Annotated in this window: 16 protein-coding genes; 6 read left to right on the plus strand and 10 right to left on the minus strand. The window is 35.5% G+C overall.

Annotated elements, in window-relative coordinates; all coding sequences use genetic code 11:
* The first annotated feature begins 749 nt into the window (after positions 1 to 749).
* The 3 genes from LEP1GSC049_RS220460 to LEP1GSC049_RS220450 all read left to right on the plus strand — a co-directional run bounded on the left by LEP1GSC049_RS220460 (position 750) and on the right by LEP1GSC049_RS220450 (position 2,690).
* Entirely contained in the window at positions 750 to 1,454 is a 705-nt protein-coding gene (locus LEP1GSC049_RS220460) for a hypothetical protein (protein ID WP_004752434.1), read from the plus strand.
* A complete protein-coding gene (locus LEP1GSC049_RS220455) occupies positions 1,444 to 2,214 on the plus strand; it encodes an SDR family oxidoreductase (RefSeq protein WP_004762530.1) in 771 nt (256 codons plus the stop codon). The genes LEP1GSC049_RS220460 and LEP1GSC049_RS220455 overlap by 11 nt, the downstream gene beginning before the upstream one ends.
* Positions 2,215 to 2,390: 176 nt before the next feature.
* On the plus strand, positions 2,391 to 2,690 hold the full coding sequence (locus LEP1GSC049_RS220450) for an ArsR/SmtB family transcription factor (protein WP_000031888.1): 300 nt from the start codon (positions 2,391 to 2,393) through the stop codon (positions 2,688 to 2,690).
* A 27-nt stretch (positions 2,691 to 2,717) separates the two neighbouring features.
* Here the strand turns inward: LEP1GSC049_RS220450 and rfaD are convergent, their stop codons facing one another.
* The 6 genes from rfaD to LEP1GSC049_RS220420 form a co-directional block, all read right to left on the minus strand.
* Positions 2,718 to 3,689 carry an ADP-glyceromanno-heptose 6-epimerase gene (rfaD, locus tag LEP1GSC049_RS220445; protein ID WP_004751780.1) on the minus strand — a complete coding sequence of 324 codons (972 nt, stop codon included), beginning with the start codon at positions 3,687 to 3,689 and terminating at the stop codon, positions 2,718 to 2,720.
* 14 nt (positions 3,690 to 3,703) lie between these two features.
* Positions 3,704 to 5,461 (minus strand): UbiD family decarboxylase, encoded by a 1,758-nt coding sequence (locus LEP1GSC049_RS220440; protein ID WP_016560369.1) that lies wholly within the window; start codon positions 5,459 to 5,461, stop codon positions 3,704 to 3,706.
* A complete protein-coding gene (gene mutY / locus LEP1GSC049_RS220435) occupies positions 5,458 to 6,576 on the minus strand; it encodes an A/G-specific adenine glycosylase (RefSeq protein ID WP_016560490.1) in 1,119 nt (372 codons plus the stop codon). Before mutY ends, LEP1GSC049_RS220440 begins: the two co-directional genes overlap by 4 nt.
* A 70-nt stretch (positions 6,577 to 6,646) precedes the next feature.
* Entirely contained in the window at positions 6,647 to 7,744 is a 1,098-nt protein-coding gene (ychF, locus tag LEP1GSC049_RS220430) for a redox-regulated ATPase YchF (RefSeq protein WP_004752553.1), read from the minus strand.
* Between the two features lie 39 nt (positions 7,745 to 7,783).
* On the minus strand, positions 7,784 to 9,016 hold the full coding sequence (locus tag LEP1GSC049_RS220425) for a hypothetical protein (protein WP_016560469.1): 1,233 nt from the start codon (positions 9,014 to 9,016) through the stop codon (positions 7,784 to 7,786).
* A 6-nt stretch (positions 9,017 to 9,022) separates the two neighbouring features.
* Positions 9,023 to 9,670: a hypothetical protein gene (locus tag LEP1GSC049_RS220420; protein WP_004758732.1), complete on the minus strand. Its 648-nt coding sequence runs from the start codon at positions 9,668 to 9,670 to the stop codon at positions 9,023 to 9,025.
* Positions 9,671 to 9,732: 62 nt separating this feature from the next.
* Here LEP1GSC049_RS220420 and LEP1GSC049_RS0205090 point away from each other — a divergent pair, with 62 nt between their 5' ends.
* Both LEP1GSC049_RS0205090 and LEP1GSC049_RS220415 read left to right on the plus strand, forming a co-directional pair.
* Entirely contained in the window at positions 9,733 to 10,674 is a 942-nt protein-coding gene (locus LEP1GSC049_RS0205090; protein ID WP_004758799.1) for a 4-hydroxybenzoate octaprenyltransferase, read from the plus strand.
* 1,169 nt (positions 10,675 to 11,843) lie between these two features.
* Positions 11,844 to 12,458, plus strand: coding sequence for a UbiX family flavin prenyltransferase (locus LEP1GSC049_RS220415; protein ID WP_004752735.1), 615 nt, complete (start codon positions 11,844 to 11,846; stop codon positions 12,456 to 12,458).
* A gap of 6 nt (positions 12,459 to 12,464) precedes the next feature.
* Here the strand turns inward: LEP1GSC049_RS220415 and LEP1GSC049_RS220410 are convergent, their stop codons facing one another.
* From LEP1GSC049_RS220410 to LEP1GSC049_RS220395, 4 genes are read right to left on the minus strand one after another with little or no spacing between them, the layout of a single operon-like run.
* Positions 12,465 to 13,154, minus strand: coding sequence for a hypothetical protein (locus tag LEP1GSC049_RS220410; RefSeq protein ID WP_002176576.1), 690 nt, complete (start codon positions 13,152 to 13,154; stop codon positions 12,465 to 12,467).
* A 46-nt stretch (positions 13,155 to 13,200) separates the two neighbouring features.
* Entirely contained in the window at positions 13,201 to 14,244 is a 1,044-nt protein-coding gene (locus LEP1GSC049_RS220405) for an Mrp/NBP35 family ATP-binding protein (RefSeq protein ID WP_004769903.1), read from the minus strand.
* A gap of 1 nt (position 14,245) precedes the next feature.
* Positions 14,246 to 15,124 carry a metallophosphoesterase family protein gene (locus LEP1GSC049_RS220400; RefSeq protein ID WP_004760760.1) on the minus strand — a complete coding sequence of 293 codons (879 nt, stop codon included), beginning with the start codon at positions 15,122 to 15,124 and terminating at the stop codon, positions 14,246 to 14,248.
* Positions 15,121 to 15,381 carry a lipoyl domain-containing protein gene (locus LEP1GSC049_RS220395; RefSeq protein WP_004751970.1) on the minus strand — a complete coding sequence of 87 codons (261 nt, stop codon included), beginning with the start codon at positions 15,379 to 15,381 and terminating at the stop codon, positions 15,121 to 15,123. The genes LEP1GSC049_RS220400 and LEP1GSC049_RS220395 overlap by 4 nt, the downstream gene beginning before the upstream one ends.
* Before the next feature lie 66 nt (positions 15,382 to 15,447).
* On the opposite strand from LEP1GSC049_RS220395, the gene LEP1GSC049_RS220390 reads away from it, so the two are divergent.
* A complete protein-coding gene (locus LEP1GSC049_RS220390; protein WP_004751813.1) occupies positions 15,448 to 16,278 on the plus strand; it encodes a hypothetical protein in 831 nt (276 codons plus the stop codon).
* Positions 16,279 to 16,448 lie beyond the last annotated feature (170 nt).

Here is a 16,448-nt window from a genome sequence, read left to right on the forward strand (position 1 = left end):
CCCTTCATTTAATTACTATACAAATGATTGCAATCATTTTTTCTTAGAAAAAAATTTTTGTATCTCTTTTAGAATAATTCATTCTCACTCACTCATCTTTGAAAATCTTTACGTTTCTCTTGAAATCGACACTCACTTCGTTTTCACAACTGAAAATAGGATTCTTTGAGTAGTGCACTTTTTACAAAAAATAAAATAGGTTACTCTATCTTTAACCTTTAGAAATCAGAAGACTAGTCATAAAGTCTTATTCCGGTAATTTGAGAACGAATCCTTTTAGAAATTTTTTCTCGTAAAATCATCGGTAGATCTTATATAAAACAAAAATTTGTAATACTTTAGTTTGATAAGGACTTCAACCTTATAACAAACTCCAATTTCTTTTTGGGAAATATTTTAAAACTTACCGATTCAAAAATTAGAATTCTCAAAAGAAAAAAGATTCCCTTCTTATAAGATTCAATCCGATAAATCTTTAAAAGAAAATATGAAGGATTCAGAATACAAACTTTTCTGAAACTTTGAAAAAAATCGACCTACTATAGGTTATCAATCCAATAACCTTAGATTTTTTAAAGAATGGAATTTTTAATTTCGTGTTTTAGAACCGAGAAGATTTTAGAAGATTTATCCGATTTTTAGAATATCTTAATTCTGGAATTTGATTGATTCCATCTCTTTATAATCGAAACTGACAGGGAAATTTTGTAGCGTCCGGGTTTACTTATACTACTAGGATTTTAAGAAATATGGCAAAAAGTTTTCAAGACTTAGATCAAAAACTAACCGAACTCATCCAAACTCGTTCTCAAATTACGTTACAATCCTCTCGAATGAATTCCAAACTGGAACATTATGTACTCAAGGTCATTACGGAAATCTTAACCAAAGTAGGCCAAACTCGTTATATAGAAATGTTATATACGATTACAAAAGAGATGTCGATCAACGGAGTGAAAGCTAATCAAAAAAGGGTCTTTTTCGAAGATGAAGGTTTAGACATTCGAAATCCGGAACATTACGAAAAAGGAATTACCGCTTTTAAAGCCAAGTTCTCTGAAAAAATGGTGGATGAATATGGCAAAAGATGTCTTGCCCGTGGAATTTCAGTAAAACTAAATATCACGTATACAAACGAAGGACTTGTAGTCGAAGTAACGAACAATACTCCCGTAATACAAGAAGAAGAAGAAAGAATGCGGGAAAAGATGAAAAAGGCAATGTCATACAACGACATTGCCGAATTTTATATGGATAACATGGATAATACTGAAGGAGCAGGTTTAGGAATCGCACTAATTATGATTTTATTAAAAAGTGAGAATATAGATCCTCAACTCTTCCGAATTATGACCCGGGAACACGAAACGGTCTCTAGGGTAGAAATTCCGTTTTCTGAAAATTATATCAGCATTAGAAGCAAAGAATTAAAGGAAAATAATCTTGGATATTAAAGGTAAAACAATACTCGTTACCGGTTCCGCAAGCGGTCTCGGAAAGGCGATGGCCGAATATTTCGCCAAAAAAGGGGCAAAAATCGTTCTTTCGGACATATCTGAAGAAAAACTGAAAGAAGCTGAAAAAGATATTAAAACTTTAGGAGCCGAAGTATTTTCGTTCAAGGCTGACGTATCCAAAGAAGAAGATGCAGAAAAGCTTATGCAGTCTGCAGTAAAACAGTTTGGAAGTTTGGACGTAGCCATATTGAATGCAGGAATTTTAAGAGACGGTTTGCTTGTAAAAACGGATAAAGAAACTGGTAAAGTGATTTCTAAAATGTCTTTGTCTAATTGGCAATCGGTCATAGACGTCAATCTCACCGGAGTATTTTTGACCGGAAGAGAAGCCGCAATTCAAATGATAGAAAGTAAAAGTAAAGGTGTTATTATCCCGATTGCATCTGTAGCGATGCACGGAAATCCAGGCCAGACAAATTACTCGGCTGCAAAGGCAGGAGTTGCCTCAATGACAAAACTATGGGCAAAAGAGTTAAGTAGATACGGCATTCGTGTGGCAGGGATTGCACCTGGATTTATAAAAACAGAAATGGTTATGAAAGACATGAACCCTGAGGCGTTAAAAAAATGGGAGGCTCTTATACCAATTGGTAGATTAGGAGAACCTTATGAAATTGCCCTCTCTGCAGACTTCATTGTTAGCAACGATTTAGTGTCAGGTGTTATATTAGAAATATCAGGTGGAGTAAAAATTTAATCGGAAATCATTTTTTTAAGAAAAGAACTTTACATTAAGATAAAATTGTAATAAAATAGTCCATAATTTACTGAATTGAGATTTAGTAGTTTACTAAAATTGAATAAACTTAATTTAGTATTTTTGTCTAAAAAGAGAAAGCATCCTCTTTTAGAAATATAAATAAGAGTAAAACAATGTCTAAAGAAAAATCAGCATTAAAGAAAAACCAGTTAGAATCGGCAATTCGTGGAATCAAGGGGATCGCTCACCCTGATCGTTTGCAGATTCTTTTCTTCTTGTCTCAAAAAGAACACAGTGTAGGCGAACTTGTGGATTTACTGGGAATTAGCCAGTCAGCGGCATCTCAGCATCTCAGCAAAATGAAAATCAATGGAATTCTATCTAGCAGAAAGGAATCCAACCAAGTTTTCTATTACCTAAAAGACGGGAAGTATAAGGATCTAATTCGTACGATTGTTAAGATCTACGGTTAATCTTTAAACGATTACTTTAAAAATCAATTATGTACCCTCTTCTTGATCGAGGAGGGTTACATATTCCCTGACCGCTTCTTTCAATTGAGTAAAACCTTCCGAATAACCGGTTTTTAAAAGTTTTGTGGTATCTGCACAGGTATAATACTGATATTTTGATTTAAGAGTTTCAGGCATTTCAACATATTCTATATTGATAGGAAGTTTCAAAGTATCAAAAATTGCAAATACTAGGTCGTTCCAGGTCTCTGCGATTCCTCTTCCTAAGTTGTAGATTCCATTATGATCGCCAAATGCCAAATAGGTGGTGATTTTTGCAGCATCCTTTGCATATAAAAAATCTCTTTTTTGTTCTCCATCCTTATATTCCGGTTTATACGATTTAAAAAGACGGATTTTACCTTCATTTTTGATCTGTTCGTACCCTTTAAGAACTACACTTCTCATATCCCCCTTATGTCCTTCCCCGTATCCGAATACGTTGAAGTATTTGATTCCAGTAATTCGATTTAAAAACCCTCTCCTTTGAGCGTATAAATCGAACATGTGTTTCGAATATCCGTACATATTCAAAGGTTTGAGTAAGTCAATGGGAGTTTTATCGTCGTACCCGTTGGCTCCGTCTCCATAAGTAGCGGCGGAAGAAGCATATACAAATCGAACTCCGTTTTTTAAAGATTCTTCGGCAAGAAGTTTTGTATATTCGAAGTTGTTTTCCACTAAATAAGAAGCATCTGTCTCCGTAGTAGAAGAACAGGCTCCCAAATGAAACAAAATATCATAATCTTTTAATAAAGAAAACCGAATCGTATGATCCAAAAAACTTTTTTTCTCCAAATAATCGGAATATCTTTTTCCGACTAAATTCTTCCACTTGGAAGAAGTTCCCAAATGATCCACGACTAGAATATCATCGATCCCTAGTCTATTGAGTTCTTGAACTAGATTAGAACCGATAAGCCCCGCACCACCGGTAACGATACATTTTTTTTTTGCCATAGAATTCAAATCTACTAAAGTGAGTCTATCAGTCTACCAAATCTATCATCTACTTTTCGAATCGTTTTGGAATCCGCTTCGGTCAACGGAGGATACCAAGTTTTTATTCTACAATCCACCACGATTGGAGAATAGAAAGCGGGATGATTTCGGATCAACTGAGTATTTGCGTATATATCTCCAGCTGGCTCAAAACGTGTAAAGATGGACCAGATAAAATCATGATCGGAACGGATAACGTCTTCGGAATCGTCCACCAGAAACACGAACAAAAAGTCCCGAATCGATTTTTCCTTTAAGAGTTTAGTAGGAACTCCGTCTTTTAATTTGTATTTAGGTCCGGATATCACCAGAACTCCTGGATAAGGCACTTTCGGATTTTTAAATAAAGAATTACTAAACTTACCTCTAAACTGAGTTTTGAGATCGTTTTTCTTTTTGCCAGAACCTAAAAAGATCGTTTTACTTCCCTGATTTACGGCAGGCCCGGTATAATCGAGAGTATCCTGGGAGATATTTGCAAAAATATGAAGATCCGTAATTGGATTCATTCTTTCTAATACTGTAATAAACGTTTCTCTAAAATTCTTCAGGTCCACGTCTTGGTCGGTCACGAGCAATACTTTAGTAAGAGAAAGTTGTCCCTCCCCTAAAATTCTAAGAGCGCCCGTAAAAGCCTCTCCTTGGTATCTTTCCTTTACTACAGCGGCTGCAAGAGAATGTACTCCGGATTCTTCATAAGCCCATACTTTTTTCACAGCAGGCATCACAACCGGAAACAAAGGAGACAAAAGGTCTTGTAAATATTCCGCAATCCAATGATCCTCCTGAGGGGGGCGACCCACTACCGTAGCAGGCCAAATCGCGTCTTTACGATGATAAATCCGTTTTACTTGAACAATCGGATAATCATGTTTTAAAGCATAGTATCCGTAGTGATCTCCAAAGGGACCTTCCGGTTTGCGAATTTTAGGAGGAATCACTCCTTGAATTAGAAAATCTGCATCCGCAACGATTGGTAATGGAGAAACGTTTGTGTTTTTCTGAATCTTTAACTTTTCACCTAACAATAAAGAAGCGAGAATCAATTCGCTGATTTCCTCTGGAAGAGGAGCGACCGCGGCAATGGTCAGAGCAGGAGGACCTCCCGTATAAATATGTACTGGAAGAGAACGACCTTCTTTTTCCGCTTCGTAATAATGGTTTCCTCCTCCTCTATGAATCTGTATATGCATCCCAGTTTCCATAGGTCCGTGGATCTGAATTCGATACATTCCCAAATTGCCCTTTCCCGTTTTAGGACTTTCGGTATACACCAAAGGAAGAGTAACAAATCTTCCACCGTCTTTGGGCCAGGACATCAACGTAGGAAGTTCATACAAAGAATCTAATGTGTTTTCAAGAACGGGAGCCGAACTAACTCTTTTGAGGCCCACCTTCAAGGCTTGAAACGCCACGTTTCTCAAGTCCCAAATTTTTGCTGGTGTAGGAGGAAGAATGTGTTGGATTGTAGTTGCAATTTTTTGAATGAATCGCACTGGGTCTTCTCCGAATGCAATCTTCATTCTTTTTTCAGAACCGTAAAGATTGGTTACTACACTAAAACGAGAACCTTTTACGTTTTTAAAAAGAATCGCCGGACCTCTTTTAGCGACAACCCTTCTTTGAATTTCAGCCAATTCTAATATTGGATCTACTTCTTCTTCAATAATTAGAAGTTCATTTTGTATTTGTAATTCTTTTACAAACTCCGAAGTAGATCTAATTTTCATAATTTAAGTTCCGGTTGTTTTTTATTTTTATTTCTGAGTTTAATTAATTTACCAGAAATGGAAGAAGGAAATTCTTCTTTGAGTTCCGACTCGGGCACCCATTTAAATTCTATGTGTTTCTTTTTTCTCAGACTTCTTTCAACTTTAGAAACGTTTTTCTCATCTAGGTCTGAGAATTTCAATCGAATCCTATGATTGGTGATCGAATGTTTTGTTTGAAGAGAATTTGAAACAATTCTGGAATTATCAAATAATTCCTCCACCCATTCGTCCTTTTCATAGGGATGTTTTCCTTCTAATCGAAAAGGCAAAGAATAGATCGTTTTAAAAAATCTTCGAGTTGTATATTTCACTAAAAGAACTTTATCCTCCGATTTTAAAAAAAGAAAATTGAGATCTAAATCTATCCAATTGTCCACGGACTTAGAAACAGGGATTTCTTTTTCTTTTCCTGCAGCTCTTGCTTCACAATGATTTTGTAATGGACAAGCGGAACAATTTGGAATCGGAACACAAACGAGCGCTCCTAATTCCATCACGGCTTCGTTATGATCACCTGGAGATTGTGGAGTTAAAAATTCTTTCGCTAAATCCGCAAGAGTTTGATTAGTCGAAGTTAAACCAGGATCGGACTCGATCAAAAACAATCTAGATAAAACTCGTTTTACGTTTCCGTCTAGAACTGCGTGAGGTTTTCCATAAGCGATCGATAAAACGGCGGAAGCGGTATAACTTCCTACTCCCGGAATTAAAAGTGCCTCTTCATAATTTTCAGGAAAACGGCTTTCGTATTTTTCTACAAGAAGTCTCGCTCCTTTTTTTAAATTTTTAGCCCTAGAATAATATCCAAGCCCCTTCCAATATTTCATCACCTCTTCTTCTGAAGCTTCGCTCAACGAATTCGGATCTGGAAATCTTTTTAAAAAGGTTTCATAAATCGGAAGCATTGCGGTGACTCTAGTTTGTTGAAGCATGATCTCGCTCACCCAAATTCTATATGCGTTTTTATTAATTCGAAATGGTAGTTCTCTTTTATTTTTATGAAACCAAGAAAGTAAATTTTTTCTAAGTTCTATGATCCGTTTAGGATCGATTGAGTTCGTATTGAATTCCACTGTAACCCTAATTTAAAAAAAGAATCATTTTGAAAAAGCCAATCTTCAACAACTCCAAAATACGATTTCTTCAGGCGTTGATTCTAAAATAGATCACGTCTCCGTCCTGAACGATATATTCTTTTCCTTCAATTCTAAGTTTTCCCTCTTCTTTTACTTTTGTTTGAGTGCCTGCCTTGTTCAGATCTTCGTAACTCATCACTTCGGCTCGGATAAAACCTTTTTCAAAATCGGAATGAATCACAGAAGCTGCCTTAGGACCAGTGCTGTTGAAAGTAGTTGTCCAGGCCCTGACTTCCACTTCTCCGGCGGTAAAAAAAGTGATCAGGCCTAGAAGTTTATATGCAGTTTTGATCATACGATCTAGACCACTTTCTGTTTCTCCAATTTCTTTGAGAAATTCGATTTGTTCGTTTCGATCTAAACCGGAGATTTCTTCTTCAAAACGACCACAAAGAATTACAAGCTCTGCGTTTTCTTCTTTTGCCATTTGTCTGATCTGATTTAGTAAAGGTGTATCTTTTTTGGCAGCGTCCTTGTCCGCAATGTTCGCCACATACATAACTGGTTTTAACGTAATCAATTGAAAAGACTTGGCGATCTTTTTTTCCTCGTCTTTTAATTCGGCGAGTCTTGCCGGTTTTCCCGCTTTTAAAAGTGTTAAGATTTTTTCAAGAACGGAAGTTTGCTCCTGCGCTTCTTTATTTCCGTTCTTGGCGTTTTTTGAAACCCTTTGAAACTGTTTATCCGCACTGTCTAAATCCGCAAAAATTAATTCCATGTTTACGATGGAAGCGTCCTCTACTGGATTCACTTTTCCGTGAACGTGAGTAACATTTTCATCTTCGAAAGCGCGCACAACGTGACAAATCGCATCTACTTCTCGGATATGGGAAAGAAATTTATTTCCAAGGCCTTCTCCTTGACTGGCACCTTTGACAAGTCCGGCAATGTCTACAAATTCAATGATTGCAGGAACTACCTTTTGAGGTTTTGCAATTTCGGCCAGTCGATTCAGACGTAAATCCGGAACTTCTACAATTCCTTTGTTGGGTTCGATGGTACAAAAAGGATAGTTTTCCATCTGTGCACCCGCTTTTGTAAGGGCGTTAAAAATAGTGGATTTACCAACGTTGGGAAGACCTACAATGCCGCAATTCAGACTCATGCGATCCAGATTTTCCGGAATAGGCGAAAAGTAAAATCGTTATTCCAGTTCCCAGGATTTACCGGAACCGTCGCTATTGAGAGAAAAACTTTCTTGTCTGAGACGAATCAATCTGTCCCCTCGAAAGAAAAAATGTAAAACCGAAATTCCATTTGGAATCTTAGCAGACGTACAACCAATAGAATAAATTCCATCATTAAATCTTAAATCCTGTGGAAAATCCAAGAATTGAATCCAAGTATCTTCTTCCTTTTTTCGTGTAAGTAAATCTTCAGGAGTTTTTTCTGTGATGAAAAATAGAATTGGACTCGATTCCGGAAAAATCGCCAAATTGACGTTTGTTGAAAACCAAAACTTTAAGGAATCAAAATTTAATTCAAAAAAATCGTGTTTAGCCGGATCGTTTACAATTGTTTTTTGAATTCCTTGTGTTTGAAAAGTTTTGTTGGAAATCGAAGGTTCTACTTTTTTTTTCTCGGAGTTGTTAATTGTAGAAATTGATTCTTTTTTAGCAGAACCGGATTGTTTTCTTTTACCCTTGTTTTTTTTAGAACCTTTGGAAGATTTTATTTTTGGATTTTTATTCGATTTAGAGAAATCGTTATTAGAAACTAAGTTTTCTTGAGAAGATTCATTCTTTATTTTGGATTCTGTTTTTGATACATCTTCATGTTCAGAAACGGTATTTTCCTTTTTAGGTCGATCTTGTATTTTAGAAGATTCGGTTTTTAAAACATCCGAAGATGGAACAACTGATTTTGAAGTTGAAGAAGAATTTGGAGAAATATTTTTCTTTGTTATATTCAAAAAACGTTTTTTGTTTTTTGTCGACTTTACGGCTTTAGATTTCTTTTGAGAATTTGTCTTTTTTTCAGATTTTTCGATTTCTTTTTTCTCTTCTACAAAGCCGATCCAAGGAACCGTATCGTTTGAAAAATTCTCCGGCATTTTTTTGGGAAAAATATATAGATCGTATCCGTTTTCTCCGGCGAGTTTCAATTGTTCCGTAGAAGTTTCTGAAGAAAAAGCGCCGTAACCTACAAAATACGCGGTTCCGTTTTCTTGAATTCTTTTGTTTTTGAGTCTTTTAAAAAATAAAGAAGTGGATTTATAATAACGCGGTTTGTCCGTTTGAGAAGAAGGTTTACAAACGAATACAACACTGATAGGACGATCTTTAAGCCCGCCCCCTTCCGAAAATACATTCTGAAAATAGAATATACTTACCACCAAAAAGATCGTAAAAACTTTTGTGAAAACGTTTTGAAACATCCTAAGTCAATCGATTCCTACGGATTTCAATAGAGTTTGCTCAAATTTCAGATAATTTTTTTCTTCTTTTTCTTGAAATAACGCATAACGTGTTTTGTATTCAGAATCTTCTTGATAAAGGGCATCTTTCATTTCCGAGAGATGAGATTCTTCTTCTTTCAGAATCGCTTTTAAACTAACCGGAATTCCGTTCTCTTCTAGAATTTGATCGTATTCTTGGTATAAAAAATCCGCTCTTTCTTCAACGAGGTGGGTCACGTAAAGATAGGAAAGAAAGGATCGTTTTTTACCTTTAAAACCAGATGAATTTAAGTTTTTTAAAACCATTCCGTCCAGTCTTTGAAAGTATAAGAATGCGGAAAAACCGCAGTGTAGGTTTCCCATTTGATAATCAGGACAAGTACCTGGAGAAATTCTTTCGCTCATTCTTTTAAAAAAATGGGCGTGTCTAGTTTCTTCAGACGCGTGTCTAAGAATCATTTCTCCTACTGCAAATCCGCTTTGGGTCGCAAGAATTTTCCTAGAGCCGATATGTTCCAAAAAGGAAATGGTATTTAACCATCTGGAATGTATTTTCTGGTCTTGTATAATTTTTTTAAGAAAGAAACGGATGTTTTTTGTAGATAGAGAAAGATTTGTCAAAGCGGCTGTCATAGACGTATCCTTTTTTAAAGGTCGGAAAAAATCATCGCTTTTTAGACTTTCTTTCCGATTTTATGCAGGAAAAGAACTTTGGAATTTTAAAGGTCATGAATCAAACTCTAACATCTCTGAAGCAATATGGAAGTCTTATTAAGTTTTCTCATACATTATTCGCGCTCCCTTTTGCGGGAATTGCGTTTGTTCTATCTTTTCTAAAAACACAGGGGCGATCCTTATCGGACTGGGTTATTCTTTCGATTCTAATTTTGATTTCCATGATATTCGCAAGATCTGCAGCCATGGGTTTTAATCGAATTGTAGATACGGACATAGACTCAAAAAATGAGCGTACTCAAGATAGAGAAATTCCAGCAGGTAAAATTTCAAAACGTTCTGCTATTTTGTTCGTTGTTTTATCTTCTTGCGGATTTTTAATCGTGAGTTGGTTTATCAATCCTATGGCGTTTCTACTTTCTTTTCCTACCTTGATTATTCTTTTAGGATATTCTTTGGCAAAAAGATTCACTTGGTTTTGTCATTTCATTTTAGGTTTTTCGATCGGACTTGCACCACTTGCAACTTGGGTAGCAGTCCGAGAAGAAATCGTTTGGGAACCAATTCTTTGGACAATTGGTCTTGCATTCAATCTGGCTGGATTTGATATTCTTTACGCCCTACAAGACCAGGAGTTCGATCAAAAAGAAGGACTTTATTCCATACCTGCAAAATTCGGAAGAAAAACTTCTCTTAGAATTGCAATCGCGAGTCATATCCTTTGTATCTGGTTCTTATTTATGGCCGGATTTGTTTCCGGACTTGGATTTATATTTATAATATTTTTAGCAGTTACCTCGTATTTTCTTTTTCAAGAACATAAAATTGTTAGAGCCTCTGGAAATAATTTTTTTCCTCCTAAATTTTATCAAATTCATTCTTACATTTCTTTAATACTATTCGTAGGATTATTGTTTGATCGATTTTTCTATTTTTTATTTTTAGGAAATAAGATTTTATGAACTTCTCGATTAGACTTGAACTTATTTCAAAACTCTAAAAACGACAAAAGATCGTTTGTTATATTAGAAATCTCTATAAAATGCAAAGATAATAATCCTACTCGGAACTACATAATAAGGTACCTATTTAATAGTTAACACTTTAATCATGTGAATTTAGAGAAAGAAAATCGGGGCGAATAAAAAACTCAATGTTGCTTCTTAAACGTAAGCAAACCACTTTCCAAACTAAAGCGTCTCACTCTCTGAACTCAATAGATTGATTTCTAATATGTGGGAACTACCGCAAATCACGATTTTACGAATCAATTTTTAAATTGTAAGAACTCATACTCTTAGAAAATTTTTTCTCGTTTTCTTATGTCGAACTCATTTGAATTAGAAGTAGAATTTTAAGTATTCTAATAGCCCTGAATAAGCTCCTTTAGATGCTTTGGGTTGATAAATTTTGTAGGAATTTTGGTAAAATGTAGGAACTCATACAAAAAAGTAGATCAAAAAGGACACAGGTAAAATCTAAAATCGTAGGAACTACCACGTTTTCGTAAAAATCCCCCCTCAATTTTCAGTACCATTTTTACATGCCTTTATAGTTAACGATCGTCCAATCAAATTTTTGTATAAAAACCATAATTTTGCGATCATCAAATAAAAATTCATTTTATAGAGGTTCCAATAATTTTTTAATAAAAGATGTAATAGTTCCTACATTTATTCAAAATAGATCCATCAGTTCTTTTTAAAACCGAATCTAACAAACCACTCATGTAAAAAGGATTTACAATAATTTTATACTTCTAGAAACTTTAATCTTAGTTTGTAATAGTTCCTACATTGGATGATTTTACTGAGAATCATATAAAAGAATACCCGATCTTTTTACACTGAATACGATAAGAAATCAAGGTATTACTAGTAAGATAAACTTGTTTCAAAAGTTAGAATATGAAGATCTACTTCAAAAAAACCAACAATCCCGAATTAGAAGTAATTTTTGAGAACTCTATATCTTTAGTAAAATCAACCGTTAATTTTTACTACTATTTTTATACATCCGAGTATTCAATTTTATAAAGATCAGTATTACAAATTCTAAAAATTGAAAATCAAAAAAATTAAAAATGTAGACCAAAGAATTTTAAAATTTCTGCATATAATGAAGAGATAAAATGAAACTTGTTTTAGGAATAGCGGGAGCCAGCGGCTCCATTTACGCGGAAAGATTTATCAAAGCACTTTTTACGATCGAAGGAACTACTTTTTTAGTCTGCAGCAATGCGTCTCTTAGGGTTTTCCGAGAGGAAATGAGATGTAAGGTTTCTTCTTCAAAAGAATTATTAGATTTTATCGTTTCCAAATATAAGATTCAAACCACTCGTCATAAATTTGAAATCCGTAGTTTTACGGACATAGGAGCGGACATAGCCTCCGGTTCCAATTTTTGGAAGGCGATGGTAATCCTTCCCTGCTCTATGAAAATGATTGCTTCAATTAACGCCGGTTTGACGGAAAACTTAATCGAAAGAGCCGCCGACGTCACTTTAAAAGAAAGAAGAAACCTTATAGTAGTTCCAAGAGAAACTCCCTACAATCGAATTCATCTGAAAAATATGTTGGAACTTCACGACGCAGGTGGAATCATTCTACCTGCTTCTCCGGGATTTTATCAATTGCCTAAAACTCTGGAAGACTTAGGTGATTTTATCAGCGAAAAAATTTTCAAACTTTTAGGTATGGAACTGAATCTATATCCGCCATGGACTCCTAAAAACACAGAAGAATAACTCTTATTAGGCGAAGTATTCTATGTCGTGAATTTTCTTCTTAAGTGTGGATGCGTCTTCGTAGTTTTCTTTTGAAATCGCATTGAACTTTTGAAGATAAAGTCCGATCAATTCCTCTCCGGTTTGTCCTGGTAAAGAAAGTGCCTTTTTGAAATTATCTAAGTCGAACTCTGGATGTTTCGTCGAAAAGTTTTCCACTAGCTGATCCATTTTAATGAGAGATGCTTCTCTCGCAATTCCAGTAGATCTTCTAATTTTAAGAGAAAGATTTGCGAGTACATCTAAATATTCTCGAACACCACTTTCTTCTTCCGGAAAATTGACCTGTCCTCCGCCAACTTCCCGATTCTTACAAATTTCTACGTATTTGATCACTACACTATTGAACTGATCCATTCTTTCCTGAATGTAATCGTTAGAAGCTTCTTTAGATGCAGGCATCTCGAAGTCTTTAATTTTGATCACGTCGTATTTCTCTATATTTTCCGATATGACCTTTTTTAATTCCTCATAACTTTCCAACGACACAGGAGGAAATGTTACGACAGGAAAATTTTCCCCAATTTTTAGAAAGCTCACAACCACGTTAGACGCGATTATCTTTCCTCCGGGGCTGAGAGGGTTTTCACCAAATACATTACAATATACGATTAAATTACCTGTTGGGTTTTTCTCGGATCCCTTTTCAAATTTCAAGGTCCACCTCCCGTCTCTCTATGTACAACAGACTCCAAAGCGTGTATTATTCCCACTTTTTTATTTCTTCATTTAATTTATCGAATATGATTCTATAAGCTTGATACACAGGTCCGTTTTTATCCTTGAGTATTATAGGCTTACCATCTTCTCCTGCATTCATAATTTCCATCGTAAGAGGAATGCCACCAAGAAAACTTGTTTCGGATGATTCTGCCAACTTCTGACCACCACCTTTACTAAATATGGCAGAAGAGTGGCCACACTTAGGACAAATGAATTCACTCATGTTTTCAACGATTCCAAGAATAGGAACTTTTACTTGAGAAAACATTGCGGAAGCTCTGGTCGCGTCTAACAGAGCAACGGATTGAGGTGTAGTTACGATCACGGCTCCGTTCAAATCAATCAACTGTGCAAGAGAAAGTTGAACGTCTCCGGTCCCAGGTGGAAGATCTATAAATAAATAATCCAGTTCATCCCAAACGATGTCGTATAAAAATTGTTCCACTGCTTTTCCAAGCATAGGCCCTCTCCAGACCACCGGTTGTTTTTCATCGATTAAAAAAGAAAACGAAATCAGTTTGAGTCCGTCTTTTTCCAAAGGATAAATTTTATCTTCTTCTGCTTTTAATGCAACTCTTCCGTTGATTCCAAACATCTTTCCAACGGATGGCCCATAAATGTCCGCGTCTAAGATTCCAACTTTGTATCCGAGAGAAGCCGCCATTGTAGCGATATTTACGGTCACGGTAGATTTACCTACTCCACCTTTACCCGAGCCGATCGCGATCACATTCTTAACTCCAGGAATTTTATTGGAATCGTCCAGAACGAGTTTAGGATCTACTTCAAATTTAATCTTTACTTTTCCGACTCCTTCCAGTTTGGCCAGGGTCTGACGAATCTGTGCTTCCAGACCAATTTGAATTCTTCTATCTTGGTTTGGAGTTTTAAGAAGTATATTCGTCTCTCCTTCTTGTATGTCGAGAGAACCGATCATACCTAAAGATACAATATCCTTCTTTAGTTCGGGATGTTTGATTTTAGTTAATTCTCTTTGAATTTTAATCGTTTCAATTGTTGCCATTCTATTCCTTTTCCGAATAGGAAACCAGAGGGGCTTCCGTAAACTTAGACCTTTTTAAATTGTAAGTATATCTTTGAATTTTAACTTTCTGTTTTTGAATTTCGATAAGATGAAAACCACTTTCGTGTTTTGCATCCGGAAGACGAGTACTAGATGCGGAATTGATCACGTAATAAGGCAATTCTTTCCCGGGAAATTTTACCCAGTTCGTATGAACGTGACCGTGTAGATAAAGAATAGGTGGTCGTTCTTTCAATAAAGAAGCTACTTCTTCCCTATTTAGCAATTTATGATGTACTGTTTCTTGTTTATCGATCGGATTCCAGATCGGATGATGACAGACTAGAATATAGTTTGTGATTTTTTTTTCGGAAAGAAATTTTTTTGTTTGTAGAACAACTTCCGGGTGAATTCGGCCATGAGCATTTAAAACTGAAAGAGGAATGCTTGAATCCCAACCCACAAAGTGAAGATTTTGAATCTTCTTGATTCGAATATAACTTTTGTTATACGAAATAGATTCTCCAGAAAGTTCGGAGAAATATTTTTCATATAAGGCATTTTCTCCCGAAGATTGTTTTACATAACGATCGTGGTTTCCAGGAATATAAAAAACTTTTTTTAAAGGGAGTTCGTTTAATATTTTTTTGGCTATTTTAAATTCTTCTTCGTGAGATACGTTAGTGAGATCTCCAGATACTACGATCGCATCCGGATTGATCTCTTGAACAAAAGTCAAGATAGAATCCCAAACTTTTCTAGGATATTTATTCTTTCTTCTAAGATTATAATTTAAATATCCCACAAACATCTTACCCTTAAGCTGAAAGAATGGGAGCGAAGTCGGAAAGTGTAAGTCTGATAGATGAAGAATTTTCATTCGGATTCAGAAAGTTCCAAAATTCCCAACACTTCACCTTTGCGAACAATAGATCCTTTCTCTTTTATAATTTGCGTTAGTGTACCTTTCACCGGGGACTCCATTGGAAAACACGCTTTATCGGTAACTAGCTCCAAAACCTCTTGACCTTGTTCTACCAAGTCACCGATCTTCGAATTCCAGTGAACCAGTTCTATCTTATCGGTATCTCCTAGATCCGGTGTGATCAATTCAAAAATGTAGGATTTTGATTTCATAGTTAAAACAAACTTGCGTAAAAGACTTTGTACATCAATGATACCTAAAAAACTCGGCGGGGATATATGGCAAACCAGAAAACGGCGCTTAAAGGCAACGAGATTCTGAAAAATATCGAGGTTCTTAAAAAGAAAAAATTCTTTCATCTTGAACTCAAAGGTCTTACCAAATCCACTCGAGACATTTTATCCGAGCTTGTAAACGGAATTTTATCGGAGATAGAAGCCAATCCGTTAGCAGGTTTTCATCTATTCAGCGGACTTATGGAAGCTTTACTCAATGCAATTAAAGCTAATATTCGACATATCATTTTTAGAGATGAACTTCTTAAAAAATTAGAACAAGGAGAATCCAGTCGTCAAGACGCGGAGGCACTTCTAGAAATCATCATGGAAACTTCTTTACTTAGGGACGCAATGCATCGTTATATCGTTCCAGAAAAAGTAAAAAAACAAGTACAAAGTGTTTTATTTTTAGAAGATAAAATTCGTACCAAAAAGAAAGATCTTACAGAAACAGAAAAGGCTTTTCTAACCGATGTTAGAACGAAAATCGAAAAGTACAACATGAATATTTCTTTGAAAATTCGTATTACCTCGGAAGATTTGAGTTTTCGTATTCGAAACGATTCTCCTATTCATCACTTAGACTTTCAAAGAATCCAAGAATCCAGACTCAAACACAAAGAACTTTTTGATCGTGGAAATTCTGCAGATTTCTTCCGTCCCGAATTTCTAAATGAAAAAGAAAGTGCAGGTTTTGGAATTGCAATGATAGACGAAGGTTTTTATTCCATCGGTCTCAATCCTCTTGATTTACTTACAATTACTTCTGGTGCAAGAACTACTACGGTTTATATGAAATATCCAATAACCGGATTGAAAATGGAGTTTTGATTTTATTATAAAATCGTTATTTATTTTTACTAAAAGTTTATCCCAAAACCTATTTTGTACATATTAGCCGCGAGATAAAAATAACACATGAAATTAGAATCAGATCTCCCCTAGATATAGAAACTTTTTCATCCGTTATTATCGAAAGACGGATAACCACGCCAATTGAT

This window comes from Leptospira kirschneri serovar Cynopteri str. 3522 CT (assembly GCF_000243695.2).
GTDB lineage: Bacteria > Spirochaetota > Leptospiria > Leptospirales > Leptospiraceae > Leptospira > Leptospira kirschneri.